The following is a 26,391-nucleotide window of genomic DNA, read 5'->3' as shown; positions in this document are numbered from 1 at the left end:
ATATTCGTATCGGTATAATCACAAAGAACGCGATTATAAGCAGTACGATCAATAGTGCTTTGTCAATTTTAGAGTATTTTTTGATACTGCAATTTTGCAAAAATTTCCCAAGTTCGTATTCGCTATTCCTAAATAGCCGAGCTGTCCAAATTATCCCTAAAAATAGACACATTGCTGAAAATGCCGCATTTGACTTTTGCCATACGAATATACCGAAGATCATAAAAAACGATAGTACGCTTACGATAAATATGCCTATCGTCGCAAAGGCGATGAAAAATATGAAATTTAGCTCGCAATCGATGCCTAAAATGCGAAAGTCGATAATTTTATCGGCAATATAAAATGCTAAAATTATCGTTAGGATAGCTTTTGCGATCTGAACATCTAAGGGAGCATAATACAAAAAAGGCATGTCAAAAACCATACCTACGCGTAATAAAGTAAAGCCGAGCGAGAACGAGAATATGCCCGTCAGTAAGATGCCTAAAAGCAATTTGCAGAAATATATTTTCATACGCAATCCTTAAAATTCTGCGAAATTATACGAAACGATGGCTTAAAACTTTAATCGTAAATTTAGCGTAAGCTTTGAAATTTTTCACGTATGCCGCAAGCAACAACGCAGAGCGAGTATAAAAAACAGATATATGCCGCAAGCGGGACAAAAGCGACAAATCCCGAAGCATAAACCAGCGCTACTAATACATATGTCGCATTTGCCAGTGCAGGTATGTTATAAGTCCAAAGCTCGGGCTTTTCAAAAGGGGTGTAGATATTATTCAAATACAAAGCTAAATTTACGATAAGCAGTAGAAAAAATATATAGTTCTTTTTCATAAAAGGAAAAACGGCGCAAACCAAGACTACTATCAAATTTAATGCGATAAGAAAACCAATGTAATTAATATCTATAAAGGCGCAAAGTAAGCCCAAAATCGCGATTAATATATGTCGTTTCATATCTAATTGCCGTCCTTTTTAATTCCTGCAATTATAATGCGTAGGTTTAAATTTTGATAAAAAGTATTTCGTACTTAAAATTTTGTCGCGCCGTGCGGGTGATCTACGCCTATTAAATTTAGCGCATACGGACGAAATTTAAACGGGGCGCTTAGCTTTATTTAGATTCAAAAACGATAAAGTTTAACCATATTATTATGCCTATAAACAATAAAATAGACGATAGTGCTTCGTTGGCATTCCAGCGCCTTTTTAGACTAACGATTTGTAAAAATTTACCGAGCTCGTAATTACTTTTGCGAAATGAAAATGCCGTAGAATAGGTGCCTATGAATAATATCGCGGCGGATAATATCGCTACTAGTTTTTTATCCAGATCCAGACCAAATAGCATAAAACCGAATACTATGATATAAGTAACGGCGGTAAGCGCTAAAATTCCTATCGTCGCAAAGGCGATGAAAAATATAAAATTTAGCTTGCGATCAACCTCTTTGACATAAAAATCGCTCAAACTGCTGCTGACGTAAAAGGCGAATAGCTCAAGAATCGCCGTCGTAAAAGGCAGACGAATATCGCCCGGAAATAAAAAATATCCCTTCAAAAGGCTCATAACATCGATATTTGAAATATTTTCAATATGCCACGAAACAACGTAAAATGAAATCACAAAAATGGCTAAAAATACGTTACCCAAAAGAAACTTGTAAATTAGGTATTTTATGTTTTTGCGCACCTTGACTCCCCAAAATTTCGCGAGATTATACGTCAAATTTGCTTTTAACAGGCTCAAATCGGCAGGAAAATTTGATGAGTGAAATTTAGCCAAAATTTTGAGCGTAGTTTAAATTTATGGCTCGATTTACAGCTCAATTTGCGCATGGAATTTTAAAATTTAGCGGCGCGGTATGCTTGGTTAAATTTAAAATTCCGCAAACGCGTATAGGCGCCTTTTTGAATGATGCGGCGACGCGTTGTGTAAAATTCTACTATTTTGCGCGCGCGGCGCCTGATTTTGAAACGGCGTCCGCGGGGCGAAATTTTAAAATTCCACTACGCGTAGGGATTTAAAATTTCATAACAGACACAGAATTTTAAAATCTCAAAATTCTAAAATTCCGAAATTCCGCGGCGCGGGCAAATTTAAAATTTCAAACTCAAGCCAAATTTTAAATTTTAAATCGAGCGGAATTATAAATCCAAAAAATTTAGTGACTATGCCCCAAATGCCCGCCCGCATCGTTTGATCTTACTTCGCAGATGAGCTCGTCAGCGCATTCGTTGTCGCCGCTTTCAAGCTGCAGCGTCGTGTGCGTGATGCCTAGATGCTCCATTTCGTGCGATATTTCAGCCATGATCCGCTCCGCTTCGCGCACGCTCAGCTCGCCGCTAACCACGATATGGGCCGTGAGTGCGTTTGCGCCGCTCGTGATGCTCCAGACATGCAGGTCGTGCACCGAAAGCACGCCGTCCACGCCCCTGATCTGCGCGACGAGTCCGTCTAGGCACACGCCCTTTGGCGAGCCCTCCATCAGGATGTTTAGGCTGTCTTTTAGCACGCCCCAGCCGCTTTTTACGATGAGCGCGGCCACGAGCAGGCTAGCCGCCGCGTCCGCCCAGCCCCAGCCAAAGCACATCATCGCCAAAGCCGCCGCGATCGCGCCCACCGAGCCCAGGGCGTCACCCAGCACGTGCAGGTAGGCGCCGCGCATATTGATGTTTTCTCTCACGTCGCCGCCGCGCAGCATGTATAGCGCCACGACGATGTTTACGGCAAGTCCCAGCGTGCTGATGGCAAGCATCCCCGCGGTGGCTACTTCGGGCGGGTTTTGCAGGCGCCGCGCCGCCTCGATGACGATCAAAACGGCGATCGCGACGAGGGCGAGGGCGTTTATCGTCGCGGCTAAAATTTCGATCCGCCTGTAGCCGAAGGTCTTTTGCAGATTGCCTTTGCGTTCGCCGAATTTAAACGCAAACAGCGAAAGCCCGAGCGCCGCAGCGTCTGATAGCATGTGTCCGGCGTCGGAGAGCAGGGCGAGCGAGTTTGTCGCGAAGCCACCCGCGACCTCGATCAGCATAAAAGCGGATATCATAAAGAAGGAATTTCTCAAAACGATCTTGTTTGACGTGTGCGAATGTGCGCAGTGGGCGTGATTTTCGTGCATTTTGACCTCGCTTTTGGGCAAATTTTAGTTTAATTATACCTCAAAAAAGCGCTTAAATTTTATCTATATCGCCTTCTAGTCCGGCGTTTACGCGTTTGCCGATGTCTTTTAGTTTGCTAAACTCCTCTATCAGCCTAGGCGCGTAGCTGGGGCCGATCGCAAGCCTTCTAAATGCGCTATTTTGCATAAAATTCCTTTGTTTAAAATCGCGCGGATTTTAGCTGATTTTAAATTTTGCGTCAAATTTTGGAATTTTTGCTGTAACTCTTGACATTACAACAAAATTTGATTATACTTCGCTCATCGGTTGTAAGTTATATCATTACAACAAAAAATTTCTAAGGAGAAAAAGATGTCAAACTACAAAATCGTTTCAACAAAAAGCGAACCTAGAGTCGAGCTAAAAGAAGCTCTAGGCTTAAGCGGCTGTGAGCTTTCTATCAACGAGCTTCCGGCAAACGTGAGCGTGCCGTTCGTGCATTCGCACAAGCAAAACGAGGAGCTTTATTTGGTGCTAAAAGGCGGCGGCACGCTTTTCATCGACGGCGAGGAGAAGGCGGTCAAGGAGGGCGATGCGATCCGCATCGATCCGGCAGGCAAGAGATGCTTCAAGGCGGGCGCGCAGGGGATAAAGTTTATCTGTATCCAGACTAAACGCGGCAGTCTAGAGCAGTACACTAACGGCGATGGCGTGATAAACGACGACGTAAAGCCTAGCTGGCTGTAAATTTACGCGGCAATAAAAACAAATCAAATTTAAAGGAAAAACAATGAAAATAGCAATCATCGGAGCAAACGGCAAAACAGGCGTAAATTTAGTAAAAGAGGCCCTAAAACAAGGCTACGACGTCACAGCGATCGCGCGAAACAAAGAGTATAAAAACGGCGACGTAAAAGTCGTTTATAAAGATGTTTTTGAGCTTAGCAAAGCCGATTTGGCGGGCTTTGACGTCGTCATCAGCGCGATCGCTGCATGGACGCCGCAGACCTTCCCGCTTCACGCGAAAATGACGCAGCACATCGCGGAGCTGCTAAGCGGCACGCAGACGAGACTTTTCGTCATCGGCGGCGCGGGCGTGTTATACACAGACGCTTCGCGCAAGACGCGCCTGATGGATACTCCAAGCTTTCCGGCTGAGTATATGGGCGTAGCCGAGGCGACTGCGGCGAGCTACGAGGTGCTAAAAGCGAGCAAAAATTTGATCTGGACCTACGTGATCCCCGCCGCGGAATACGACGCAAACGCCGCTCGCACAGGCTCATACGTCCTAGGAGGCGACGAGCTGATCCTAAACGGCAAGGGCAAAAGCTGCATCGGCTACGCAGACCTCGCGCTCGCCGTAATAGATGAGATCAGGGCGCAAAAATTTATCGGCAAGCCGTTTACGGCGGTCGGCGAATAATGGGCATTGCCGCGCGTAAATTTTAAACCGCGCGGCACAGCAAAATTCGGGCGTAAATTTTAACTGCACAGCGGGCAAAACGCGGACAAAAATTTTAACCACGTGGCGCGGTAAAATTCTAACGTAAATTTAAAATTTAGCGAAAAAGTAAGCTAGGGCTTTAAATCAAAATTTAGTGCCAGGACAAGAGCCTATGTTTGAATTAAAATTTTGAGCTAGCTACGGCTTGAAATTAAATTTAGCGACGGAGTCGAACTCAAGCTAAAATTTAAAATTTAATAGAGACGGTAGCGGTGTGGGCGGCATTAGTAGCAGCCGTATCGTAGCGGGCGGCAGCAAGAGTATAATGAACGGCGCCGCGGCGACCGCAATAACGGCTGCGAAGATAATGAGCGATAGTAGCGTAGCGGCAAGCAGCAATAACGATCTGCTGTAAATATAATGAATGGTAGCGGCGAGAGTAGCGGCGACGGCGACAATGTCGGCAAAGATAATGCAATGGTAGCAGGACGGTAGCGGCGGTGGCGGTGACGAGATGGGGATGATCGCTCTATCGGTATAGGCGACGCGCGGCTTGCTATGTCGCGGATGAAATTTAGGCGTGATTAAATTAACATCTAAATTTTAAAAAAATCACCTAACAGATGAAATTTTGGAACGATTAAAATTTAATATCCGAATTTTAGAAAGATCGTTTGGCTGATAAAATTTAGACACGATTAAATTTAAGGTTAGAATTTTAAGAAAATCGCCTAGCGGATTAAATTTTAGCGCGATCTGAAATTTAGCGGCCGAGTTTAAGGAAAATTTCGCTTAAATTCTAAAACTCAGATCCAAATCAAGGAGCGAAATGCAAGTAGGTATCAAATTTTCACTCGCCGTTCACATTATGCTTTGCGTCGCGTATTTTCGCGAGGAGAAGGTCACGGGCGATTTCGTCGCCGCAAGCTCGGGGATAAACCCTGCCATCGCGCGCAAGCTGATCTCGCAGCTAAGAAACGCAGCCTTGGTACTCACGACCGCTGGTGTGGGCGGCATCACGCTGGCTCGCGACGCGCGGCTCATCACGCTTTTAGACATTTACGAGGCGGTGAGCGAGGAGGGCGCGATGTTTCGCCTGCACAAAGGCTCGCCTAGCGCCTGCCCCGTGGGCGGCAAGATCGAGGCGGTACTCGCGCCGCGATTTGCTCGCATTCAGAATGATTTTAAAAAATCCCTATCAAGCGTGAGCTTGGCGGATCTTTTGAGCGATCTAGAATAAAGCTAATTAAAATTCTAAATACGCATTTATATTCTAAATTTGCTCGAATTTCAAGGCTTGCGGGCTAAATTTATATAAAATTTTACCCGCCCGCCATGTAAAATTTCGATTTAATTTGATTTAAGATATAATCCTCCTAATTAATTCTAAGGGGAAATTTTGAAATATTTAAAAGCCATATTGCAATTCATCGTAGTTTTTGCTTGCCTTATTTTGTATCTATTCATAAGCGGAAGAGTAGGACTTCATAAATCTCAATCTCACTACACTATTACGATAGGCTCTGATGCTACTAAAGAAGCGGGACTTGACAAGTATGTAAGCGAAGCGGAGATGCAAAGTTTTGCATTTAGACATTGGGATATAGATTATAATTCAAATCCAAAAAACATATTCAAAGAACCCGCCATAGACGTAGAGCTAAAAAGACTTTTAAAAAGCAAGCAAACTGATGAAATTTTAAAATTTATGAAAGATAACAATCTATCCGCCAATCATATTATGCACGGAGGGGTAACGCCCGTGATGTATTCTAGCTTTTGGGACGATACGAATACTACTCAAGAGCTTATAAAGCTAGGCGCGGATATACATAAAAAAGACGAATACAAGCTATCCGCTATGGCTTATGCGATAGAAAATAATGCTACTAAATCGGTAAGACTGCTTTTAGACAACGGCGTTAAATTTGAAGAGGCGGAGGTCGTTAGAAATAGACTGCTTCCGCCGAATTATAATCATATAAAATCCCTACAAATAAGTGATGACGGAAATTTTACGTTGATTTATGAGACCGACTATCCTATGATTAGTATAGGAGAGCCGAATTATTTCTTTTCATATCTTACGAATACGAATATGTATGAGATAGCAAAGATGGCATTAGAAAGCGGCTATAAGCCATATATTTGGAAATTTCAAAACTCTACGGTGGGTCTAAGGTACGGAAACGATATTAAAAAGGTCGTGCCTGAGGGAATATTAAATGATAAAGCGGAACCGACGGATGGATTTGATATTACCGAATATGATTTTTCATTATATGATACATTTCCGGGCACTCCAAATTACGAACCGATTTTAAAGCTGCTTATGCAGTATAATGTAGGCGGACAACCGAGCCCGGAATTCCTAAAACGAAAATATGATGATTGCCACAGACGCTATATATAATTTATGTAGCTATTCTGAAATAAACTACGATGCAACTTATTATATACCTAAAAGTGAAATTTCGCTTATAACGACGGTATATCGCAAATATTGCAAAGATAGAAATTCTACATTTAAAGATGTTTATGAATATACGAAATTTGCAAGCGAGCTAAATGAAATGGAAGCGGTATCCATCCATATGTATACTATAGATAAAAATGGTCGTAAGCTTGATCAGCCGTATAAAGATAATTTAAAAAAGCTAGATAAATATATAGATGAGATCTCATCTGGTGAGATAAAAAATGCAAGAAAAGAATGTCATCAAAACTAAATATTAAGGAGAATAAAATGACGGAGCAAGAGTTAAATCAACATACTCAAAGTTAGCTTTTTGATATAAAGTCAACCCGCAAGCTCGGGCTTAAATTTAAACTAGCCCGAGCCAAAACTACAATTTTATCTTTCTAACTTCCAGCTCGCCGCTGAAAAAATTCGCGTAGTAAAGCAGGTCTTTTTCAACCTCGAGCCCCGCTAGATAGCGCAGAGCGAGGTTTGCCTCAAAGCTTGCCGCAAACATCACGATCGCAGCCGTTATGCCCGCAGGCGTCGCGTTTAGGCTCGGGAAAAATTTAAAATCCGCATTCTGCACGAAGCAGACTTGGCACTGCCAGCTGTCCACCGACGCAAACACCCACGGTACGCCCATTTGCTTAGCAAAGGCATCGATCTGCGCGCGCGTGGCGAGATTATCGGTCGCATCCAAAATCAGATCAAATTTCTCGCCCGAGGCGGTCGCGCTAGCGAAAAATTCCTCCGCGCGGCTCTTATGCACATCCACGCTCACGCCGTCGTAGCGGCTTTCCGTGCGGCTTTTAAAAACATCCGCTTTAAATTTGCCTTCGTCTGCGAGCGTAAATAAAATTTGCCTGTGGATGTTGTGAAGCGCCACCGTGTCGAAATCCACGACGCTGATTCGCCCGATACCGCTTGCGCCCAGAGCGTAAGAAAGGCTGCTTCCAAGCCCGCCCGCGCCGATGATTAGGATGCGCTTGTCCGCAAGCGCGCGCTGCGTCTGCTCGCCCCAAAGCTGGATCTGTCTGTGAAAGTAGTTCATAAAAGCCCCCTGCCGACTAGATTTTTTCGGAATTTCCACAGCCCGCGCGCCGCAGCGATCTCGTCCGCGTCCACTTCGCACATCAGCACGCCCTCTTCGTTTTTCAGCTCGTTTGTGATCTCGCCGCCGGGGGTTACGACGAAGCTCTCGCCGTAAAATTTAAACTCGCTCTCGCCGAATTTTGCCTCGCCGATGCGGTTGGCGCGGATGACGTAGAGCGAGTTCGTAAACGCACGCATCTTCAAAAGCTCGCGCCAGCGCCCCCCGCTTTCGAAGGTCGAAGCGCACGGCACGAGCACGCAGCCGACGTTTTTTTGCATAAAATAGCGCCAAAACGCATCAAAATGCGCCTCGTAGCCGAAGCAAACGCCGAATTTCACGCCACCCTCGCTAAAGATCATCGGCGAAATTTTACCGATTTTGCGGCTTTTGCGGTTGGCGAAAAAACCATCTTCGTTCCAGTGCGGATAGTCCATCAGGATATTTTGATCGTAAAATTTCACCTCCGAGGGCGAAAATTTCGCGCAGGATTTCACCCAGATGGGCTCGTTTTCGCTCGCGCAAAAGATTTCCTCTTCGCTCGAATCTTTTTGGCTTTCGGCTTTTAAATCTGAAGCGTTCGAGTTACTCGGGATCGGAGCGCTTAAATTTAAACCGTCCGCGGAATTTGCGGCTTTGAAATTTAAAGCGTGCGCGCCGCAGGAATTTAAGCCGCCTTTGCAATTCTGCTCGTTTTTGGAATTTAAAGTGCCTTTAGAATTTGAACCATCGTTGGAATTTAAATTGCTCTTGGAATTTAAAGCGCTCTTAGAATTTAGTTCGCCCTTGCAACCGGGCTCGCTTTTAAGGCTTAAGGAATTTTCGCCGCCGCCGCCGCGCGCGCTTTTTTGAGCCGCACCGCCGAAAATGCCCGCCTGCCTCAAAATCGCCCCGCTAGCGGCTCTGATTATCGGCGCTACGATATGTAGGTCGTATTTAGCGGCAAGCCGCGCCATCAGCTCCTGCTTATGCTCGCTCTGTTCGCACGCGATGGAGCGTGGCATCTTTTTAAGCTCGCTAAAGAAGGAATTTAGCTCATATTCGCCCAGCAGCACGATCCGCGCGCCGTTGTCTTTGGCGACCTTCATATAGTAATCGATCCGATTTTCGCTCATCGAAAGCGTCGGTAGCTGCAAAACGCATACGTTTATCATCGCCGCCTCCTAAGCCTGCTCGGGCGCGTTTATTTCGGCGACCTCGAGTTTGGCGTTTTCTAAAATTTCCTTCGCCTCCTTTAGCAGCGCGACGCCCTGTTTATATAGCTTCACGCTCTCCTCTAGGCTCAGATCCTTGTCGTTTAGGCTTTTTAAAAGCGCGTTAATCTTTTCCATTTTTTCCTCAAAACTCATCCAAAATCCTTTTTATGATGTAATCAAATTTTTCTATCTCGACCAAAAACGCGTCGTGTCCGTAGTCGCTGTCGATCTGCGCGTAGCTCGTGCGATCCTTTTTGCCCAGATCGCTCATCGCATCGTAAATTTCTTTCATCAGCCCCGGCGGAAAGAGCACGTCGCCTTTGAAAGAGATGAGGTGCAGGCGCGATCTGATCTGCGCGCAGGCGTTTTTGAGATTACCGTAGTGGCGCGTGCAGTCAAATATATTCATCATTTTAGCGATGTAGAGATAGCACAGCGGATCGAACCTGCGCGCGAAATTTTCGCCGTTGTATTCAAGGTAGCGATCGACCTGAAAGCGCCCGCCAATCTCGTAAAGACCGTCGGTTTCGACGTAGTTGCGCCCGAATTTATCCTGCATCGAGCTTGGGCTTAGAAAGCTGATATGCCCCGCCATGCGCCCCACCGCCATGCCGTCAAGCCCGCGCTCGGCGATTAAGCCTTTATCGTAGTTGCCGTTTTTGAAATTTGGATCGCGCAAGATGGCCTCGGTCGCGATCTTATTAAACGCGATCGCCCAAGGCTGCGTAGCGTAGGTGCTTGCGAGTACGAAAATTTCATCCGCAAATTCCGGATATTCGATCGCATAGCACAGCGCCTGCATGCCGCCCAGACTGCCGCCGATAACGGCGCGGGCGCGAGCTATACCTAGGCGCTTTAAAAGCATCATCTGCGCGCGCACGACGTCTGAGACGACCACTACCGGAAAGCGCAAGCGGTACTCGCGGCCGCTGCTTTCATCGACGTCGAGCGGGCAGGTAGAGCCGAAAGGCGAAGCCAGGATGTTTATGCAGATGACGAAAAATTTCGTCGTATCGACCGCTTTATGATCGCCGATGAGCCCGTCCCACCAGCCGGGCTTAATGTCGCCTTCGTAAAGTCCCGCGGCGTGCGCGGAGCCCGTTAGGGCGTGGCAGATGACGATGACATTTGATTTGTCCGGGTTTAGCTCGCCGTAGGTTTCATAGGCGAGCTTGAAGTTAGAAAAGACGCGGCCGCTCTCCAGATAGAGCGGCTCGTCGAAATTTTGAATTTTGCTCTGAAGGATCACTGATTTACTCGGTAATTCGGCGCTTCCTGCGTGATGATGACGTCGTGGACGTGGCTTTCTTTAAGACCTGCGCTCGTGATCTCGACGAATTCCGCTTTTTGCTGAAAGGTCGCGATATCCTTGCTGCCGCAGTATCCCATTGAGCTTCGCAAGCCGCCTAGCAGCTGAAAGATCACGTCTTTTAGCATGCCCGCGTAAGGCACGCGTCCCTCGACGCCCTCGGGTACGAGCTTTTCTTTTGCGGTGCCGTCTTGAAAGTAGCGATCCGAGCTTCCCTTCTGCATAGCCGCTAAGGAACCCATGCCGCGGTAGGTTTTGTACTGGCGACCCTGAAACGTAATGAGCTCGCCCGGGGTTTCGTAGCAGCCTGCAAGCAGGCTTCCCATCATCACCGAGCTTGCGCCCGCGGCTAGAGCTTTGGCGATGTCGCCCGAGTATTTGATGCCGCCGTCTGCGATGATTGGAATTCCAAATTTAGCCGCCTCGATCGCGCAATCGTTGATCGCGGTAAATTGCGGCACGCCCACGCCCGCTACGATGCGCGTAGTGCAGATCGAGCCCGGGCCGATGCCTACTTTAATCGCGTCTGCTCCCGCGTTTGCGATATCCTTTATGCTAGCGGGGTTTGCGACGTTTCCGACCACTACGTCCACGTCAAAATTTCGCTTCAGCTCCTTAAGCGTGTCGATAATACCTTTGGAGTGTCCGTGCGCAGAGTCCATCACAAGCGCATCGACGCCCGCTTTTACGAGCGCTTCGGCTCTTTGCAGATGGCCTACGCCAATCGCCGCGGCGACGCGAAGGCGGCCGAATTTGTCTTTATTAGCGCTTGGATATTCGATACGCTTTTTAAGGTCTTTAATCGTGATAAGCCCCTCTAAGTGGCCGTTTGCGTCGATTATCGGAAGCTTTTCTACCTTATTGTTTCTAAAAATTTTCTCCGCATCATCAAGCGTGCAGCCTTTTGGGGCGGTAATTAGCGGAGCCTTGGTCATCTTCTCGCCTACTAGCGCGGCGGTATCGGTTTCAAAGCGCAGATCGCGATTGGTCAAAATTCCAATCAGCACGCCGTTATCGTCGATAACGGGAATGCCGCTAATGTGGTACTCGCCCATAAGATCGAGAGCGTCTTTGATCGTGGCGTCCGCCTTGATCGAGATAGGGTCTATAATGACGCCGCTTTCGCTCTTTTTTACGCGACGAACCATCTTGGCTTGGGATTCCTCATCCATATTTTTATGGATCACGCCGATGCCGCCGAGGCGCGCCATCATTATCGCCGTGCGGTACTCGGTGACCGTATCCATCGCAGCGCTCACGAGAGGGGTATTTAGCGTGATATTTTTCGTAAAACTCGTGCTGATATCGACCTCTTTGGGTAAAATTTCAGAGTATTGCGGTACCAACAAAACATCCTCGAAGGTCAGAGCCTTTTTGATGATCTTCATACTTATCCTTTCACGATTTTTTCTAAACTCAAGCCGCCGTCCAGCACCGTTTGTTCGTCGTAAGCGCGCCCGATGAGCTGCGCGCTGATATTAAGAGCCTCTTTGTTTTTCGCTACCGGCACGGAGATTGCGGGAAGTCCCGCTAAATTTACGCCGATCGTGTAGATGTCGCTAAGATACGCACGCAGCGGATCGCTAAGCTCGCCGAATTTATACGCCACGCTCGGCGCGATCGGCATAAAGATCAAATCGGCGTCTTTTAAAATTTCCTCATATTCGCTTTTGATGAAGGCTCTTGCCTTCTGTGCCTTGATGTAATATGCGTCGTAGTAGCCGCTGCTTAGCACGAAGGTGCCTAGAAGCATCCTTCTTTTGACCTCGTCGCCGAAACCCTCGCCGCGAGTGTTGGCGTAGAGCTCTTTTAAATTTAGAGCTTTCGCGCGGTTTCCGTAGCGTACGCCGTCGTAGCGGCTTAAATTTGCGCTAGCTTCGGCGGTTGCGATGATGTAGTAGGTCGCGATGTCGTATTTGGAGCTGCAAAGATCGCGGTAAACGATCTCGTGCCCGAATGATTTTAGCTTTTCTATAGCCGAATTTAGAGCCTCTTTGACCTGCTGCGAGGCTTCGTCCACGTAGTTTTTTATAACGGCGATCTTAAGCTTGCGATCCGCGTTTAGCTTATCCGTGGTGCTTTCGTAAGCGCCCGCGTAGCTCGTGCTGTCCATCTCGTCGCGACCTGCGATGATGTCATATAAAATCGCCGCATCCTCGACGCTGCGCGTGATCGGTCCTATCTGATCGAGGCTGCTAGAATACGCCGCGAGCCCGTAGCGGCTGACCCTGCCGTAGCTCGGCTTAAATCCTACGCAGCCGCAAAATGCCGCCGGCTGGCGGATCGAGCCGCCCGTATCGCTTCCGAGTGCGGCTACCGCGATATTTGCCGCTACAGCAGCCGCGCTTCCGCCGCTACTGCCGCCGGGTACGCGCGAGTGATCGGTCGGATTGAGAGTTTTGCCGTAGAATGAGCTTTCGGTCGTGCTTCCCATCGCAAACTCATCCATATTCGTTCGCCCAAACGGTGCCAAACCGCGCTTCCGTAGCTTTTTAATCACCGTCGCGTCGTATGGTGCAACGTAGCCTTGCAAAATTTTACTCGCTGAAGTGACGCTCCAATCTTTTACCTGGATGTTATCTTTGATTGCGATCGGCACGCCCTCGCCGCTGATGTTTAAAGCCTCGCCCGTGAGCTGCTCGACGTAGGCGCCGAGCTCTTTAGTTTTTAAAATTTTATCCTTTAGCTCCGCTCTAAGCGCCGAAATTTCATCCGTGCTCAGCTTTAGAGCCTCTTTCAAACTTATCATCTGCCATCCTTAAATTTATTCACGAAATAGATCCCCACGCCCGTTGCTACGCAGATCAGCGCGATCGTAAAAAATACGAAGCCAAGACTTATGGGGCTAGCGAGCATGCATGACCTTCGCGCAGCGCGGGCAGAGCTCATCCGGCTCTTTTGCGTTAAATTTCCAGCATCTCGGGCATTTGTGCTTCGATGATTTTACGAGGCGGAAAATTTCGTCGTTTATCTTAAATTCCGCCAGAGCCTCATCGCTTTGCAGAGTGTCCACGTCGCTTACCATGAACCAATCCGCCACGCCTAGGATGTCGTTTGATAAAATTTCGTTCGAGCTCGTCTGCAAAACCAGCTCAAGCGTCGATTTGATGATCTTGTCCTTTTTCAGCGCATCGATGAGTTCGAAAAATTTCTCCCTCGATTTGATTAAAATTTCGTCGAATTCTAGAAAATCGTCAAATTCTATCTGCTTATATGTCAGATCGAAAGCGTCCTGCTTGCCCTCTTTAATGATTTGCGGCGCAAATTCCATCACTTCGTCGATCGTGTAGGTTAGCGTAGGCGCGATCAGAGGCAGCAGCGCTCGCGTGATCAGAGCGATCGCACTTTGCGCGCTTCTGCGGCGCGGCTCGTCGGGTGCGTCGCAGTAGAGTCTATCTTTGCAGATATCAAGATAAATTCCGCTCAGATCGGCGCTTAAGAAATTTAGCAAGGCGTTGAAGCCCTTTGAAAAATCGTAGTTTCTAAACGCCGCTTCCGCGCTCGCAAAGGCGTTTGCCGCGCGCGTTAGGATCCAGCGGTCAAGCCGCGTAAAATTACTCGTCTCGATCTCGCCCAGATCGCTGGTGCTTGCGAGCAGAAATCTTATCGTATTTCGGATCTTGCGGTACTGCTCGCTTACCTGCTTAAGGATATTGTCGCTGATCTTTAGATCGGTCGAGTAATCGCTCATCGCGACCCACAGGCGTAAAATTTCCACGCCGTGGCTCTTTGCGACCTCTTGCGGATAGACGACGTTTCCGACGGACTTACTCATCTTTTGACCCTTCTCATCGACGGTAAATCCGTGTGTGAGGATGCTCTTGTACGGCGCGCATTCGTTGATCGCGCAGCTTAGAAGTAGTGAGCTCTGAAACCAGCCGCGGTGTTGGTCGCTACCCTCAAGATACATATCCGCAGGGAATTTGCCCGCATCGTAGGCGCCGCTTTGCAGCACCGCCTTCCACGTCGAGCCGCTATCGAACCAAACGTCTAAGATATCCATAACCTTTTCTAAATTCTCAGCCTTATAGCCGCTGTCCTGTGGCAAGAGCTCCGAAATTTCCATCTGCCACCAAGCATCCGCGCCCTTAGCCTTAAAAATTTCGTAGATATTATTTAAAATTTTTTCATCAAAGATCGGCTCTTTGGTGCTTTTATCGCGGAAAAACGCGATCGGCACGCCCCAGTCCCTCTGGCGCGAAATACACCAATCGGGGCGGTTTTCTATCATCGAGGTAAGGCGGTTGATGCCGCTTTGCGGATAAAATTTAACCCCTCCGATCTGCTCTAGCGCCACCTGACGCAGCGTCTTGCCGCTAGGCATTGGCTCATCCATCGCGATAAACCACTGCTTCGTCGCGCGGTAGATCACCGGCTTGTGCGTGCGCCAGCAGTGCGGATAGGAGTGGACGAATTTGCCGGATTTGATAAGCGCGGGGCCTAGAAGCTCTAAAATTTTCTCGTTTGCTTTGAAAATATGCATCCCCACGAGCTCATCTACGACGTCTGCGCGGAAGAGTTTTTTTGTTTTAAGTGTCTCGTCGAAACAGCCGCCCTCATCCACGGGCATCAGCACCTCGATACCGTATTTAAGCCCTACGAAATAATCGTCCTCGCCGTGTCCAGGAGCTGTATGCACGAGCCCGGTGCCGCCGTCCATCAGGACGTGCTCACCGAGGATAAATTTTGAATCTCTATCGTTTAGCGGATTGATCGCGTTTAAGCCCTCAAGCTCGGTAGCCTTAAACTCTTTTACGATCTCACCCTTGGTGATGCCCAGGCTTACCAGGCTTTCGACCAAAGGTTTTGCAAGGATCAAATTTTCGCTAGTCAGCGCATAAATTTCATTCGGGTTCAAAGATATCGCGCCGTTTGCAGGCAGCGTCCAAGGCGTGGTCGTCCAGATGACCGCTTTGGCGCCTTTCGCGCCGATTTTAGCGTTCGCTTCATCGCTTAGATCGAACGCCACGAAGATCGAGTAGTCCTCTTTGTCTTTGTATTCGACCTCGGCTTCTGCGAGCGCACTTTTTGCCGCCCAGCTCCAAAACACGGGCTTACTTCGCTCGATTAAAATTCCTTTTTTAGCGATCTGGCAGAGCGCTTTGTAAATTTCAGCCTCAAACTCAAATTTTAGCGTCAGATACGGATCGTCCCAGTCGCCCAAAATCCCCATATCTTTAAATTCATTGCGCTGCACATCGATGAACTCTTTTGCGTGCTGTCTGCAAAGCTCGCGGATCTGCACTTTTGAAAGCGATTTTTTCTGCTCGCCTAGCTTGATCTCTACTTGCTGCTCGATCGGTAGGCCGTGGCAGTCCCAGCCCGGCACGTATCGGATATCCTCGCCGAAGAAATAATGGGTTTTGGTGATGATGTCTTTTAAAATTTTATTCAGCGCGTGGCCGATGTGGAGGTGTCCGTTGGCATACGGCGGACCGTCGTGGATATTGAAGCTGACGCTTGCGCCCTTGCGCCTAGCCTTCATCTTTTCGTAAATTTTACGCTCGTCGTACCATGCCTTAAACCGCGCAGGTTCGTTTTGCGGCAACGCGCCTCGCATCGCAAAGTCCGTTGTAGGAAGAAAGAGAGTATCTTTGTAGTCCATATTTGTACCTTTTCGTGTCTTAAAAAATTTGTGAAGTTTATCCAAAACGCCATTAAAAAGCTCTGAAAGAGCAGTCTGCGTTTATGCTATAATGTGCGAAAATTTAATGAGGGTATTTATGAAAAATATCATCCTTGTAATCGGCGAGGAGATCCGCTACGACGCGGCTTTGATGAGCTATATTTCTCGCAGCTACGAGCAGGTTTTCGGGCGGATGGACGATCTGAAATTCTTAAGCGAAAACGATAAGGTTTTGCCCTTCGCGCTTGAAAAGATGATCGATTCGTACGATTTTATCACGATCTTTGCGGCAAACTCCGCCTACGCGGTCGTCGGTAAAATTTTATCGACGCTCTCTTTCGATTCGCTCGAGCTGAAAAATGGAGAAACCCTAGCTCCCTCGATGGCGCGCACGGTGGCGAAAAACAGCTTCCTGCTAAACGTCAGAAGCTGCTCGGTAAACGTGATCAAGGCGCTTTGCTTACAGAGCTTGCCGCCGATCCTCCAAGACGCGCCGAACGCGGGCGAGAGCTTTTATCTATTCGATTGCGAATACGAAAGCGTAAAGCAGCGCCTAGAGAGCCTTGCGATCAGTTATAAAATTTCGCTTACGATCAGTAGGCCCTGCTCCTTTTTGCTGCTCGTGCGCGCCAGTGCGATGAAATTCGGAGCGCTGGACGCGTTTTTGCAAAGCGTCGGCAAGTATTATGAGAGCTGCTACATCGAAGGCGGCGATTTTATGGGCTTTGTGGTGGATAGACTGCGCGAAATAGGCGCTAAGATCACCTTTGCCGAAAGCTGCACCGCAGGGCTCATCGCCGCAAAATTCGGCGCAGTCGCGGGCGTTAGCGACGTTTTCGACGGTTCGCTCGTAAGCTACGCCAACGAGATAAAAAATCTCTGGCTAAACGTAGGCGAAGATACGCTCGCGCGCTACGGCGCGGTCAGCGCACAGACCGTGGGCGAGATGCTGGAGGGCGCGCTGCAAAGCAGCGGGGCGAGCTTTGCTCTTGCAGTAAGCGGTATCGCGGGTCCCGGCGGCGGAAGCGCGCAAAAGCCCGTAGGGACGGTCTTTATCGGCGCAAAGGAGCAGGGCGGCAAACAGATCGTCGGGGAATTTCATCTAAAAGGCGATCGAAACTATATCCGCGAACAAAGCGCCGATATCGCTATCTGCTTGCTTTTAAAGCTTAGAAGCGACCTATTTTTCGGGCGACTTCCAAGCGCGCCTGCTAGGGATGAAATTTAAAAGGAGCGGATTTTGAAAAGACGAATTTTGAAAGGGTGCGGAGGCGATTTGGCGCAGAATTTTATCCGAGCTAGCGGCGAACGGGGCTTTGGACGACTGCAAAATTTCGTTTCAGCCGGCGGCGCGCGAAATTTTACTTCAACGCAGGGCAGGCAGAATTTTACTCGGGCTAGCGACGGGCGAAATTTTATCTCAGCGCAGGGCGGACTAAATTTTATCTCAGCGGGTCGCGCTAGAAATTTTAATTTTATAAACGATTTTAGTTTTATAAATGCGGCGCGAAATTTTACTTTGGCGCTAGCTGTGGCGTGTGTTTTAAGCGGCTGCGACGGCAGATCGGACGGGCAAGATCGCGAGCAAAGCGCACGCTCGGAACAGAATTTTAGCGCGGGTAATCAAGGGCAAAATTTTAATAAAAGCACGGATAGCTCGGGGCAAAATTCCGCTCAAAGCCCCACACAAAATTCTACGCAAGGCTCAGTGCGAAATTCCGTGCCGCAGGGCTTTGAGGGCAAGCAAAAATCTGATCTAAACTCCACGATAGACGAGCTTGCAAACGATGCTAAAGTTTTGGGCGAGGCCCTGCAAAATTTGCAGAAAAAGGCGCCTGAAGCATTGAACGATTTCGCCGCTCGCAACGCCGATAGGACCAAGGATCTGCTAAAGCAGGGCGAGGCGGTGGCACGCGAGGCTGGCAAAAATCTTGATCAGATGGGACAAAGCCTACAAGGAATTATAAAAGATGCAAACGAAAGCCTGGGCAAGGTCTTGGAGAGCTTTGGAGTGCAGCCCAGACAGGAGCCGCGCGGCGGGCGCTTGCAGGAGCACGATGATAATTTAGACCCTGAAGAGGCGGCTGGTAGGCAAAGCTTTAGAATTTAAATTACGCTAAATTTTACTCAATTTTACTCAAAATTTTTTGTTGCAACTACCACCCGCAAGGAAGTGGCAAGCCTCCGCAGGAGCGTAACGAGCCTGAACGAAAGGGGGCAGACATTCATAAGAGCGCGATGAGCACCTACAGCCCGACGACGGAACCGATGGCAAGGTTTTATAGTTTAAAGCACGGCTAGATTTCATCTAAATTTTATTTGTTGTGGCAAATGCTCGCAGAGAAACGATGCTAAATTTTATTAAAATTTTCTCTGCGCGGCGGTTTTATTAAAATTTTACTCGCGCGAGCTTCCGCAATGGAATATGAATATTTGCAAAGAAGTGATAAACCTCCGTAAAACGCAACGAGTGCCCCAAGGGCGAGCATTTCTAAAATAAAGCGCGAGTAACGGATGAAGTTTGAAATTTAAAGCTCGCGCTCTTTGAAGTTGCTGTAAAGATAAGTGGGTGACGGCTGGTAAAGCTTTAGAATTTAAGGCTGCTTGTGATAAAACGAGAAAAATTTTACGAAGTAGGGCTATAATGCGCCCCACAATTTCAAATTTAAAGGATAGAAATGAAAACTCTCATTATTTCGGCTCATCCAAATATCGCAAACTCGCTCGTAAACCGCCACTGGAGGGATGCCGTGCTAGCGCATCCCGATAAGTTCGAGCTTCATGATCTTTACGCGCTTTATGCGGATTTTAAAATCGATGTGGAAAAGGAGCAAAAACTGCTCGAAAGCCACGATAAAATCGTGCTTCAGTTTCCGTTTCGTTTTTCAAACTGCACGCCGCTTCTTAAGCAGTGGTTTGAGGACGTTTTTACGCGCGGCTGGGCTTATGGCACAGAGAGCGGCGGCAAGCTTAAAGGCAAAAAATTTGCGCTTGCGATCTCGCTTGGCGCGACTGAGGCAAACTACTCTAAAAACGGCATCGTAGGCTTTAGCGTGGATGAGGTGCTAGCGCCATTTAAAGCTACGTTTAATTTCGTCGGCGCGATTGCGCTACCAAATTTCGTCTCATACGGCTTTACTTACGATAAAAGCGAGCAAGCCGTAGAAAATAGCGCGAAAAATTATATAAAGTATTTAAATAAGCTTTAAATTCTTTGTTTTTCTAGCCGCCCGCCGCGCGTAAAGCTTTAAAATTTTATGTAAGCGACGCGGCTGATTTTTTAAAATTTTCGCTCAAAAAGCTCAAATTTAATCCTAAAATTTTTAAATTTTACCCCAAAATTCCGCTCGCGCTTCGTATGTGATCTCAAATGAAATTCCAAGCAAAATTTCGCGTCTAAATTTGAGCTCAGCTCTTAAATTTTAAAATTTTATCAGAGATTTTTTTATACAATTACGGCTGAAATTCGGCCCAAAAAAAAAGGAGAGGGAATGTATAAGCTAAAGCATCTTCTTAGCGCGCAGGATCTAAGCCGCGAGGACATCTACGACTTCATCGATCTGGCGCGCGAGTTTAAAGCGCTCAACCGCTCTGACGTCAAAAAATCCGACTCGCTTCGCGGCAAGACGGTCATCAACGCGTTTTTTGAAAACTCTACCCGCACCCGCACGAGCTTTGAGATCGCAGCCAAGCGCCTGGGCGCGGACAGCGTAAATTTCACCGCTGCGGACAGCAGCACGAAAAAGGGCGAGACGCTGATCGACACCATCAGAAATATGCAGGCGATGCGCACCGATATCTTCGTGCTGCGCCACAGCTGCTCGGGCGCGGCGAAATTCGTCGCGGCCAACTGCGACGCATCGATCGTAAATGCGGGCGACGGGCTGAACGAGCACCCGAGCCAGGCGCTACTGGATCTTTTTACGATCAGCGAGCACAAGGGCAGGATCGAGAATTTAAACGTCGCGATCATCGGCGATATATTTCGCTCGCGCGTGGCTAGAAGCGACATCTGGGCGATGAAAAAACTAGGCATAAACGTGCGGCTCTTCGGCCCTCCGATGATGCTGCGCGACTGCGACGCGTTCGGCTGCCCGATATGCAAAAGCGTAGAGGAGGCGATCGAGGGCGCCGACGTCATCATCATGCTAAGAATACAGCTTGAGCGGCAAGACGGCGAGCCGAGCTTTCCGAGCGTGCGCGAATACTCGAAATTTTTCGGACTTACTGCGAGGCGAATGCAAGCGGCAAAAGAGGGCGTCATGATAATGCACCCGGGCCCGATCAACCGCGGCGTGGAGATCAACTCCGACGTAGCCGACGATCCGCGCTATAGCTGCGTTTTAGATCAGGTAGAAAACGGCGAGGCGATGCGAATGGCGATACTTCATACGATAAATTTAAACAGGAGCGTACGATGAAAATTTTGATAAAAAACGGTACGATCGTTAATCACGACGGCAGCGAGGAAACAAACGTCCTGATCGAGAGCGATAAAATTTCAAAGATCACGCGCGAGTGTCCCGCCGCAGATCGCGTCATAGACGCTGCGGGCAAGCTCGTGATGCCCGGTCTCATCGATATGCACGTACATTTCAGAGACCCGGGGCTCGAATACAAAGACGACGTCATCAGCGGCAGCGAAACCGCGGTCGCAGGCGGCGTGACGACCTGCCTTCCGATGGCGAATACTAAGCCCGTGAACGACAACTCCAGCATCACGCGCGCGATGATCGCCAAGGCCAAACAGCGCGGGCTTATCGATCTGCTGCCCATAGGCGCGATCTCGCAGGACTGTAAGGGCGCAAAGATCGTCGAGATGGGCGATATGCTGGAAGCCGGCTGCGTGGCTTTCAGCGACGACGGATTGCCCGTGACCGACAGCTCCGTGATGCGACAGGCGCTCGAATATTCCGCGCACTTCGGCTCGTTCGTGATAAATCACAGCGAGGATTGCTCGCTTTGCCACGGCGGCGTGATGAACGAGGGTAAGGTTAGCGCGATCCTCGGTCTAAAGGGGATGGCGAGCGAAAAAGAGGAGATCATGATCGCGCGCGATCTGCTGCTTGCCAAAAAGACGGGCGGGCACATCCACATCGCGCACGTAAGCTCGGCGTGGTCGCTAAAGCTCATAAAGCAGGCTAAGCGCGAGGGTATCCGCGTCACCTGCGAGGCTACGCCGCATCATTTTACCTTCGACGAGCGCGAGCTGATGGGATACGATACGAATTTTAAAATGTCGCCGCCGCTTCGCACCCAAAGCGATGTGCAGGCGATCAGAGAGGCCCTTAAAAGCGGTTTGATCGACGCCATCGTGACCGACCACGCGCCGCACAACACCGACGATAAATTCGTCGAATTCGACCACGCGCCGTTTGGAATTTTGGGGCTTCAAACTCTCGTACCGCTTACGCTTCGGCTCGTAAACGAGGGTGTCATCGGCCTTGAAGACATGGTGCGGCTGTGCTCGTTTAACCCGGCTAAAATTCTAAATTTAAAAGACAAGGGCGAGATCAAAGAGGGCTTTTTAGCCGACATCGCGATCATCGATCCGCAGATTTCCTACGTTTACGACGAGACGCTAAATAAGTCCAAATCGCGCAACTCACCGCTTTTCGGCAAGCAGCTTGCGGGCGCTGCGGTATGCACGATCAAAAGCGGTCGCGTGGTCTATGAGTTTCCAAATGTCGTAGCGTAGGGCGCTCGCGGCGTAGGGCTTGCGATCGGCGACTTGCGGGCGGAGCTTGCGAGTGGTAGCTTGCCGACGAGCGGTATTCGTAGCATAAACGGAGCGATTGCTTCATTTTAAATTTACGCTAGTTTAGGCGCAACGGTTCGCTTTTAAAATTTTGCGGTGCGATTGGTTCATTTTAAATTTGGTGGCAGCGTAGGCGTGGCGACTTGTCTTTAAAACATAGCGCGTTTTGCTCGGTATCGGCGCGGCCCTTGATCTCGCAGCGTGACTGACCTGCTTAAATTTATCGGTAGCTCAGTGCGGCAGCTTACTTTTAAAATTTCATAGTGCGAGCGCGATTGAAATTTCTTTAAAGCGGTTTGTCATTTTTAAAGTGCGCGTAAATTTAACGCACGTCGCCTTGTTTGTGGCATTTGTAGATTTCGGCTTCGGAATTTTATCCGTGCCCATGCGCGAGCTGCTCTAAATTTATAACGGCACCTCTTTCGATGCGGCGGCGGCTTTTAAATTTATGTTCGCGGCGGTTGAGAATTCTATCTTTTCGCAGATTTGTTTTTGCTTTGCGCGCAAATTTTATCGTGATTAAATTTGTCGCTAAGGCGCAAAATTTTAAAATTTTGCAGCCGCTAGCTTTTGGCGCGGAGCATAAATAATCCGCCGCATGAACGGGAGCGATCTAAATTAAAGGATATCTATGAACGGCGAAATATATCTCTCGTGCGCGCTGTGCGTCGCGCTAAAATCAGCTCTGCGCGGCAATCCTAAGCCGCTGCCGCAGGATCAAAAATATATAAAATATTTAAATTTTGAATTTGCAAAGGAGCATTTCCGCACCGCAGAGGGCGCGAGCCGCGCAGCGCAGGACGGCGTAAACGACGCAAGTAAAGCTGCGGAGCAAAAAGATGCGTACGGCGCAGTGCAGAGCAGTGCGACGGACAAAGCCGCCGAGAGCGGCGGTGCAGCGGAGCAAAAGCGCGCGAACGGCAAAGAAGCGGCAAATGAAAAAGCGGCTAGTAAAAAAGGCGCCGACGAAAGCACGGGCTCGTAGTTTCTGCAAAAGGCGCGTAAATTTTTTACCGAGCAAGTCGCGCAAAAAGGGCACGAGAACGAGCCAACCTCCGCACGGCGGCGTTGGATAGAGCAGTGCTTAAAGCTCGGTCTGAAGGACGCGGGGCTTAGTATTCCAACTTTCGTAAAAGATAGAGCGCTTTTGGGCTTTTCGGGTATGAACGTAAACGGCATCGTCTGCCGCTTCGAGGACTTTGACGGCATTTTTACGCCTGATTGGAAATACGATCGCGACAAAAAGGCTTGGCGCGTGAAATACGTCGAGCGCCTTTGGCGCGGGATGCCGCGGGATGCGCTAAACGCGCGCGATAACAGCGCAGAATTCGGGAATGTTTTAGTGCAAATCAGAGATTTTGCGAGCAAGATAGGCTGCGAAAACTTTGCGCAGACGTTTGATAATGCGCTTAAGATTCTGCGGGGCGAAGTCCCCGTAGGCGAGTATTACGCCGTTTCGTTTGCAGCGCTGCCGCAGCCGAGCCTGAGGGCGTTTGCCGCGGCAGGGATCGCCGATGTATTCGGTGCGATGGGCTCTTGGGACGATGAGCCGCCGTCTATGGCGCAAGAAATGGGGCTCGGGGGCGAATACGACCGCCTCTCGGACGAGCTCTTGGCGCAGAAAAACTTAGCGATTTTGTTTGCGATAAATGCCTGGTAAGGCTTTGGCACGGAGTAAGAAAGTTCGTGCCTATTTTTAGGCAATCATAAAACCTTCTTTTTTAGCATTTTCATAAAGTTCGTATAAAATCTTAGATTGCTTTACGGATGGAAGAGCTATATATCCATTCACAACTTTTTCTAAAATATCCATTTGCTTCATAGGTATTTGGTGCCTTATTTCATCTTTTTCATAATATTTTAAAATCTTATCCCAATCTTTAAATTTGACGACAAACGATTGAACTTCTATTTCATCGTCAAGTTTCTTATCTTTCCTGGCTTCTTTTTTTATATATTTTTCTTCTTCTGCGTTACTTAGATTTTCATCGTCGAATTCTAAGTTTAACTCGATATTTTTTATATTATCCCAACATAATTTTTTCTTGCACCATTGGCCTATATTTGCATTACCTTCTGGTGGGTTAGTTATACTAGTATAAATTTTGCTAGCAACTATAGAGATTATATTTTCTAAATTATTGGATATTTTTTGCTCATCCCATATCCTAGAGAAATTTAAAAATAATCTATTTTTTTCCAAATAATACGATAAGTACGATAGGGTATAGGCTACGCATTGTGCCCTATAACCACCATTATACCAAGTGGCGTAAGAAACAAGCTTTTCAACTTGTTTGAACATTTTATTCTGATCACTTTTTAAATTTGTGTCCTTCATAATTCTTACTTTGTTTTCAGCAGCATTTACTCTTTAAAATAGTTACTCGTTATACAAAGCTCATCTTTTTCTAACACTTGAGTAATATATGTTGCGAAAGCCATAAAGCTATATTGTGCGCCTTTTGATACAATATCGGGAGACCGCAACCAAGCAATCTCGCTTTTAGCTAAAAATGTCTTATCTATAAGTTGAGACTTGGGGTTTTCTATTTGAAATTTCTTTTTATCTGCGCCACTTAAATATGCTTGCTCGTTTAAATATTCACCCCTTACCCTCTCATAAAACCAATGAGTTCTCACTTGTGCTCCATCAACAGCTGGTGCCAAATTTCTTCTTGAGCATTCTTTAAAATCTTTATGAAAAGGGCTATTTGAAAAGAAATCCGATTGATTTATCTTGTTTTGAGTGTTTGCATATTCGCTAACCTTTGAAACAAATTCATCTTGTTTTTCAGTGTCAGCAACTACGGATAGTTTCATCTGAACATAAATTTTTGATACATCTAGCTTTGCATTTTTACTTGAGGCGTATATGGCTGATACAGTCTGGCCTCCATTGACAATCTGAAAATTTGATATTTTTACGATTTTGCCATCTTGCAAAACTACATCATTAGCGGTTGCAGTTATGCCGTTATTGTATGCAAAAAACATCTCCGGTCTATATTCTATAGTGTTTCGCAATCCCTTATTTACGTTGCCACGAAATTGCAAAAAAGTTCTAACGTTTTGCTCTAAAAGTCTGGAGCCAAATGCATCATAAATTTCAACTATTGTCTTGCCGTCTATTACGCTTAAATAAGATCTATAGTCTTTCGTCGGCGTATCCACTACAAGCGCTGGTAAATCAACCTCAATATCAAAGTTATTTTTTGAGTTGTTTATAGTATAAATTTTATATAAAAACTCAATATCTATGATGCGATACTCCGCATCAATACCATATAGTACTTTATTTGGGATACTTGCTAAATTTTTAGTAATTTTTCCATCTGTAATAATAATAAGGCGGATTTTTTTTAGTTCATTTTTAATTAAATACGAATATATATTATAGGCCATTGAGTAATGCTCAAAACCCTCCTCCATAGTATCATAAAGTTTTTCACAACTCCTTAAGAAAAAATTTTCCAGCTTTTTAAATTTTGATTCTATCTGTGCTTTTATAAGAGTTTGTATATCATCGCTTTGAAAAAGACAATGCACTAGAAGGCTAAGCTTGCCACGCTCTACATCAAAGTCATATCCACTTACCTCCATATCTCTTTTATTGTATTCAGCAATCATGTAGTCTTGTGATAGCTCTCCTTCGTCAACAAGAGAGTCACAGACCGACTCAAAAAATGCTTCTTGTTTGCTTATACCTCGACTTTGAGCTTGACTCACGATATCCTGCATAAAATCTTGATGAAAGTCATCTAAACTAACCATTTTTCGCCTTTAAAGTTTTATTCTCTCCAATAAAAATTCATTGCATTTTAATAAATCTACCGTATATTTTACGTTATGAATTCTGGAATCTATATCTATAGGAGTAATTTTTGGAAATTTATTATCTACATTAAAAAATAAAATTTTATCTATTTTAAATTTTAATAGTTCTACTTGGAAATTTGCTTTATAGCCATACGAAAAAAGCTTTTTATAAAATGATTCTACATCAGCTATCTTTACTTCTATACTTTTTATGATGTCCTCAACACTAAGTCCTTGAAAATTTATAGATAAAGAGTATACTGCGAGATATAATTTTTCTTTACTTGTATAAAGTTGATAAGCAGATGAAATTGTAACATGTGGTGATTTTGAAGCTTTATACGTTTTAATCTCAACAGCGCAGTCATTAAATAAAAAATCTTGTTTATCAAAATCTGCCCCAACCCAAGAACTTAACGCCTCTTCAAAACCAACTTGTTTAGCTGCAATATTATTTAAAAAACTAAGTTCGCCAAATAGCCCCATTTGCCTTTCTGTTCCAAAATTATCATCATTTGAAACAAAAAATTTTTTCCATTTTAGGAGTCTTGTTTCTATATTGTCTAAAACGCTTTCGTCA

28 protein-coding genes are annotated in these 26,391 nt (G+C 46.9%); 13 read left to right on the top strand and 15 right to left on the bottom strand.

Features of this window, described 5'->3' with window-relative positions:
• The 5 genes from Q0372_RS03805 to Q0372_RS03785 all read right to left on the bottom strand — a co-directional run.
• Positions 1-517, bottom strand: a 517-nt coding sequence (locus tag Q0372_RS03805; RefSeq protein WP_298102769.1) for a hypothetical protein, incomplete at its 3' end; no start/stop codon positions are given.
• 62 nt (positions 518-579) lie between these two features.
• On the bottom strand, positions 580-963 hold the full coding sequence (locus Q0372_RS03800) for a transporter (protein ID WP_298102767.1): 384 nt from the start codon (positions 961-963) through the stop codon (positions 580-582).
• Between the two features lie 157 nt (positions 964-1,120).
• Positions 1,121-1,699 (bottom strand): hypothetical protein, encoded by a 579-nt coding sequence (locus Q0372_RS03795; RefSeq protein WP_298102765.1) that lies wholly within the window; start codon positions 1,697-1,699, stop codon positions 1,121-1,123.
• 472 nt (positions 1,700-2,171) lie between these two features.
• Positions 2,172-3,128, bottom strand: a complete 957-nt coding sequence (locus tag Q0372_RS03790) for a cation diffusion facilitator family transporter (protein ID WP_298102762.1) — start codon at positions 3,126-3,128, stop codon at positions 2,172-2,174.
• Between the two features lie 52 nt (positions 3,129-3,180).
• Positions 3,181-3,315 carry a hypothetical protein gene (locus Q0372_RS03785; protein ID WP_298102760.1) on the bottom strand — a complete coding sequence of 45 codons (135 nt, stop codon included), beginning with the start codon at positions 3,313-3,315 and terminating at the stop codon, positions 3,181-3,183.
• A gap of 165 nt (positions 3,316-3,480) precedes the next feature.
• On the opposite strand from Q0372_RS03785, the gene Q0372_RS03780 reads away from it, so the two are divergent.
• The 6 genes from Q0372_RS03780 to Q0372_RS03755 all read left to right on the top strand — a co-directional run bounded on the left by Q0372_RS03780 (position 3,481) and on the right by Q0372_RS03755 (position 7,281).
• Positions 3,481-3,855 (top strand): cupin domain-containing protein, encoded by a 375-nt coding sequence (locus Q0372_RS03780; protein WP_298102758.1) that lies wholly within the window; start codon positions 3,481-3,483, stop codon positions 3,853-3,855.
• Between the two features lie 43 nt (positions 3,856-3,898).
• A complete protein-coding gene (locus Q0372_RS03775) occupies positions 3,899-4,531 on the top strand; it encodes an NAD(P)H-binding protein (protein ID WP_298102757.1) in 633 nt (210 codons plus the stop codon).
• 295 nt (positions 4,532-4,826) lie between these two features.
• Positions 4,827-4,967: a hypothetical protein gene (locus Q0372_RS03770; RefSeq protein ID WP_298102755.1), complete on the top strand. Its 141-nt coding sequence runs from the start codon at positions 4,827-4,829 to the stop codon at positions 4,965-4,967.
• Positions 4,968-5,381: 414 nt separating this feature from the next.
• Positions 5,382-5,792 (top strand): Rrf2 family transcriptional regulator, encoded by a 411-nt coding sequence (locus tag Q0372_RS03765; RefSeq protein WP_298102753.1) that lies wholly within the window; start codon positions 5,382-5,384, stop codon positions 5,790-5,792.
• Between the two features lie 159 nt (positions 5,793-5,951).
• Positions 5,952-6,965, top strand: coding sequence for an ankyrin repeat domain-containing protein (locus Q0372_RS03760; protein ID WP_298102751.1), 1,014 nt, complete (start codon positions 5,952-5,954; stop codon positions 6,963-6,965).
• Positions 6,940-7,281, top strand: coding sequence for a hypothetical protein (locus tag Q0372_RS03755; RefSeq protein WP_298102749.1), 342 nt, complete (start codon positions 6,940-6,942; stop codon positions 7,279-7,281). The genes Q0372_RS03760 and Q0372_RS03755 overlap by 26 nt, the downstream gene beginning before the upstream one ends.
• Positions 7,282-7,398: 117 nt before the next feature.
• On the opposite strand, the gene Q0372_RS03750 is transcribed toward Q0372_RS03755, so the two are convergent.
• From Q0372_RS03750 to ileS, 7 genes are all read right to left on the bottom strand, one after another.
• Positions 7,399-8,064, bottom strand: coding sequence for a ThiF family adenylyltransferase (locus Q0372_RS03750; protein ID WP_298102747.1), 666 nt, complete (start codon positions 8,062-8,064; stop codon positions 7,399-7,401).
• The gene (locus Q0372_RS03745; protein WP_298102745.1) at positions 8,061-9,257 is read right to left on the bottom strand and encodes a carbon-nitrogen hydrolase family protein; all 1,197 of its coding nucleotides are present in this window, start codon (positions 9,255-9,257) and stop codon (positions 8,061-8,063) included. The genes Q0372_RS03750 and Q0372_RS03745 overlap by 4 nt, the downstream gene beginning before the upstream one ends.
• 9 nt (positions 9,258-9,266) lie before the next feature.
• A complete protein-coding gene (xseB, locus tag Q0372_RS03740) occupies positions 9,267-9,452 on the bottom strand; it encodes an exodeoxyribonuclease VII small subunit (protein ID WP_005872361.1) in 186 nt (61 codons plus the stop codon).
• The gene (locus Q0372_RS03735) at positions 9,442-10,548 is read right to left on the bottom strand and encodes a homoserine O-acetyltransferase (protein WP_298102743.1); all 1,107 of its coding nucleotides are present in this window, start codon (positions 10,546-10,548) and stop codon (positions 9,442-9,444) included. The genes xseB and Q0372_RS03735 overlap by 11 nt, the downstream gene beginning before the upstream one ends.
• Entirely contained in the window at positions 10,545-11,996 is a 1,452-nt protein-coding gene (guaB, locus tag Q0372_RS03730) for an IMP dehydrogenase (protein ID WP_298102740.1), read from the bottom strand. The genes Q0372_RS03735 and guaB overlap by 4 nt, the downstream gene beginning before the upstream one ends.
• Before the next feature lie 2 nt (positions 11,997-11,998).
• Entirely contained in the window at positions 11,999-13,357 is a 1,359-nt protein-coding gene (gatA, locus tag Q0372_RS03725; protein ID WP_298102737.1) for an Asp-tRNA(Asn)/Glu-tRNA(Gln) amidotransferase subunit GatA, read from the bottom strand.
• Between the two features lie 96 nt (positions 13,358-13,453).
• Entirely contained in the window at positions 13,454-16,213 is a 2,760-nt protein-coding gene (ileS, locus tag Q0372_RS03720; protein WP_298102733.1) for an isoleucine--tRNA ligase, read from the bottom strand.
• A 118-nt stretch (positions 16,214-16,331) separates the two neighbouring features.
• Between ileS and Q0372_RS03715 the strand changes: the two genes are divergently transcribed.
• The 7 genes from Q0372_RS03715 to Q0372_RS03685 all read left to right on the top strand — a co-directional run bounded on the left by Q0372_RS03715 (position 16,332) and on the right by Q0372_RS03685 (position 23,652).
• Positions 16,332-17,462, top strand: coding sequence for a CinA family protein (locus Q0372_RS03715; RefSeq protein WP_298102729.1), 1,131 nt, complete (start codon positions 16,332-16,334; stop codon positions 17,460-17,462).
• A gap of 12 nt (positions 17,463-17,474) precedes the next feature.
• Complete coding sequence (locus tag Q0372_RS03710; RefSeq protein WP_298102727.1) at positions 17,475-18,344, top strand: hypothetical protein; 870 nt, start codon at positions 17,475-17,477, stop codon at positions 18,342-18,344.
• Positions 18,345-18,912: 568 nt separating this feature from the next.
• Positions 18,913-19,443, top strand: a complete 531-nt coding sequence (locus tag Q0372_RS03705) for an NAD(P)H-dependent oxidoreductase (protein WP_298102724.1) — start codon at positions 18,913-18,915, stop codon at positions 19,441-19,443.
• Between the two features lie 282 nt (positions 19,444-19,725).
• Entirely contained in the window at positions 19,726-20,655 is a 930-nt protein-coding gene (locus Q0372_RS03700; protein WP_298102721.1) for an aspartate carbamoyltransferase catalytic subunit, read from the top strand.
• Positions 20,652-21,932 carry a dihydroorotase gene (locus tag Q0372_RS03695; protein ID WP_298102716.1) on the top strand — a complete coding sequence of 427 codons (1,281 nt, stop codon included), beginning with the start codon at positions 20,652-20,654 and terminating at the stop codon, positions 21,930-21,932. The genes Q0372_RS03700 and Q0372_RS03695 overlap by 4 nt, the downstream gene beginning before the upstream one ends.
• A gap of 691 nt (positions 21,933-22,623) precedes the next feature.
• Positions 22,624-22,977 carry a hypothetical protein gene (locus Q0372_RS03690; RefSeq protein ID WP_298102714.1) on the top strand — a complete coding sequence of 118 codons (354 nt, stop codon included), beginning with the start codon at positions 22,624-22,626 and terminating at the stop codon, positions 22,975-22,977.
• A 162-nt stretch (positions 22,978-23,139) separates the two neighbouring features.
• The gene (locus Q0372_RS03685; RefSeq protein ID WP_298102711.1) at positions 23,140-23,652 is read left to right on the top strand and encodes a hypothetical protein; all 513 of its coding nucleotides are present in this window, start codon (positions 23,140-23,142) and stop codon (positions 23,650-23,652) included.
• A 36-nt stretch (positions 23,653-23,688) separates the two neighbouring features.
• Here the strand turns inward: Q0372_RS03685 and Q0372_RS03680 are convergent, their stop codons facing one another.
• The 3 genes from Q0372_RS03680 to Q0372_RS03670 form a co-directional block, all read right to left on the bottom strand.
• Positions 23,689-24,333: an AIPR family protein gene (locus Q0372_RS03680; RefSeq protein ID WP_298102708.1), complete on the bottom strand. Its 645-nt coding sequence runs from the start codon at positions 24,331-24,333 to the stop codon at positions 23,689-23,691.
• A gap of 26 nt (positions 24,334-24,359) precedes the next feature.
• Positions 24,360-25,766, bottom strand: a complete 1,407-nt coding sequence (locus Q0372_RS03675) for an AIPR family protein (protein ID WP_298102705.1) — start codon at positions 25,764-25,766, stop codon at positions 24,360-24,362.
• 9 nt (positions 25,767-25,775) lie between these two features.
• Positions 25,776-26,391 (bottom strand): PD-(D/E)XK motif protein (locus tag Q0372_RS03670; protein ID WP_298102702.1); only part of this gene is annotated, 616 nt, incomplete at its 5' end.

Source organism: uncultured Campylobacter sp., from assembly GCF_937997405.1.
In the GTDB taxonomy this organism is placed as follows: domain Bacteria; phylum Campylobacterota; class Campylobacteria; order Campylobacterales; family Campylobacteraceae; genus Campylobacter_B.
Note: the sequence above shows the minus strand (reverse complement) of the source record. Positions and strands in the feature narration are given on the sequence as shown.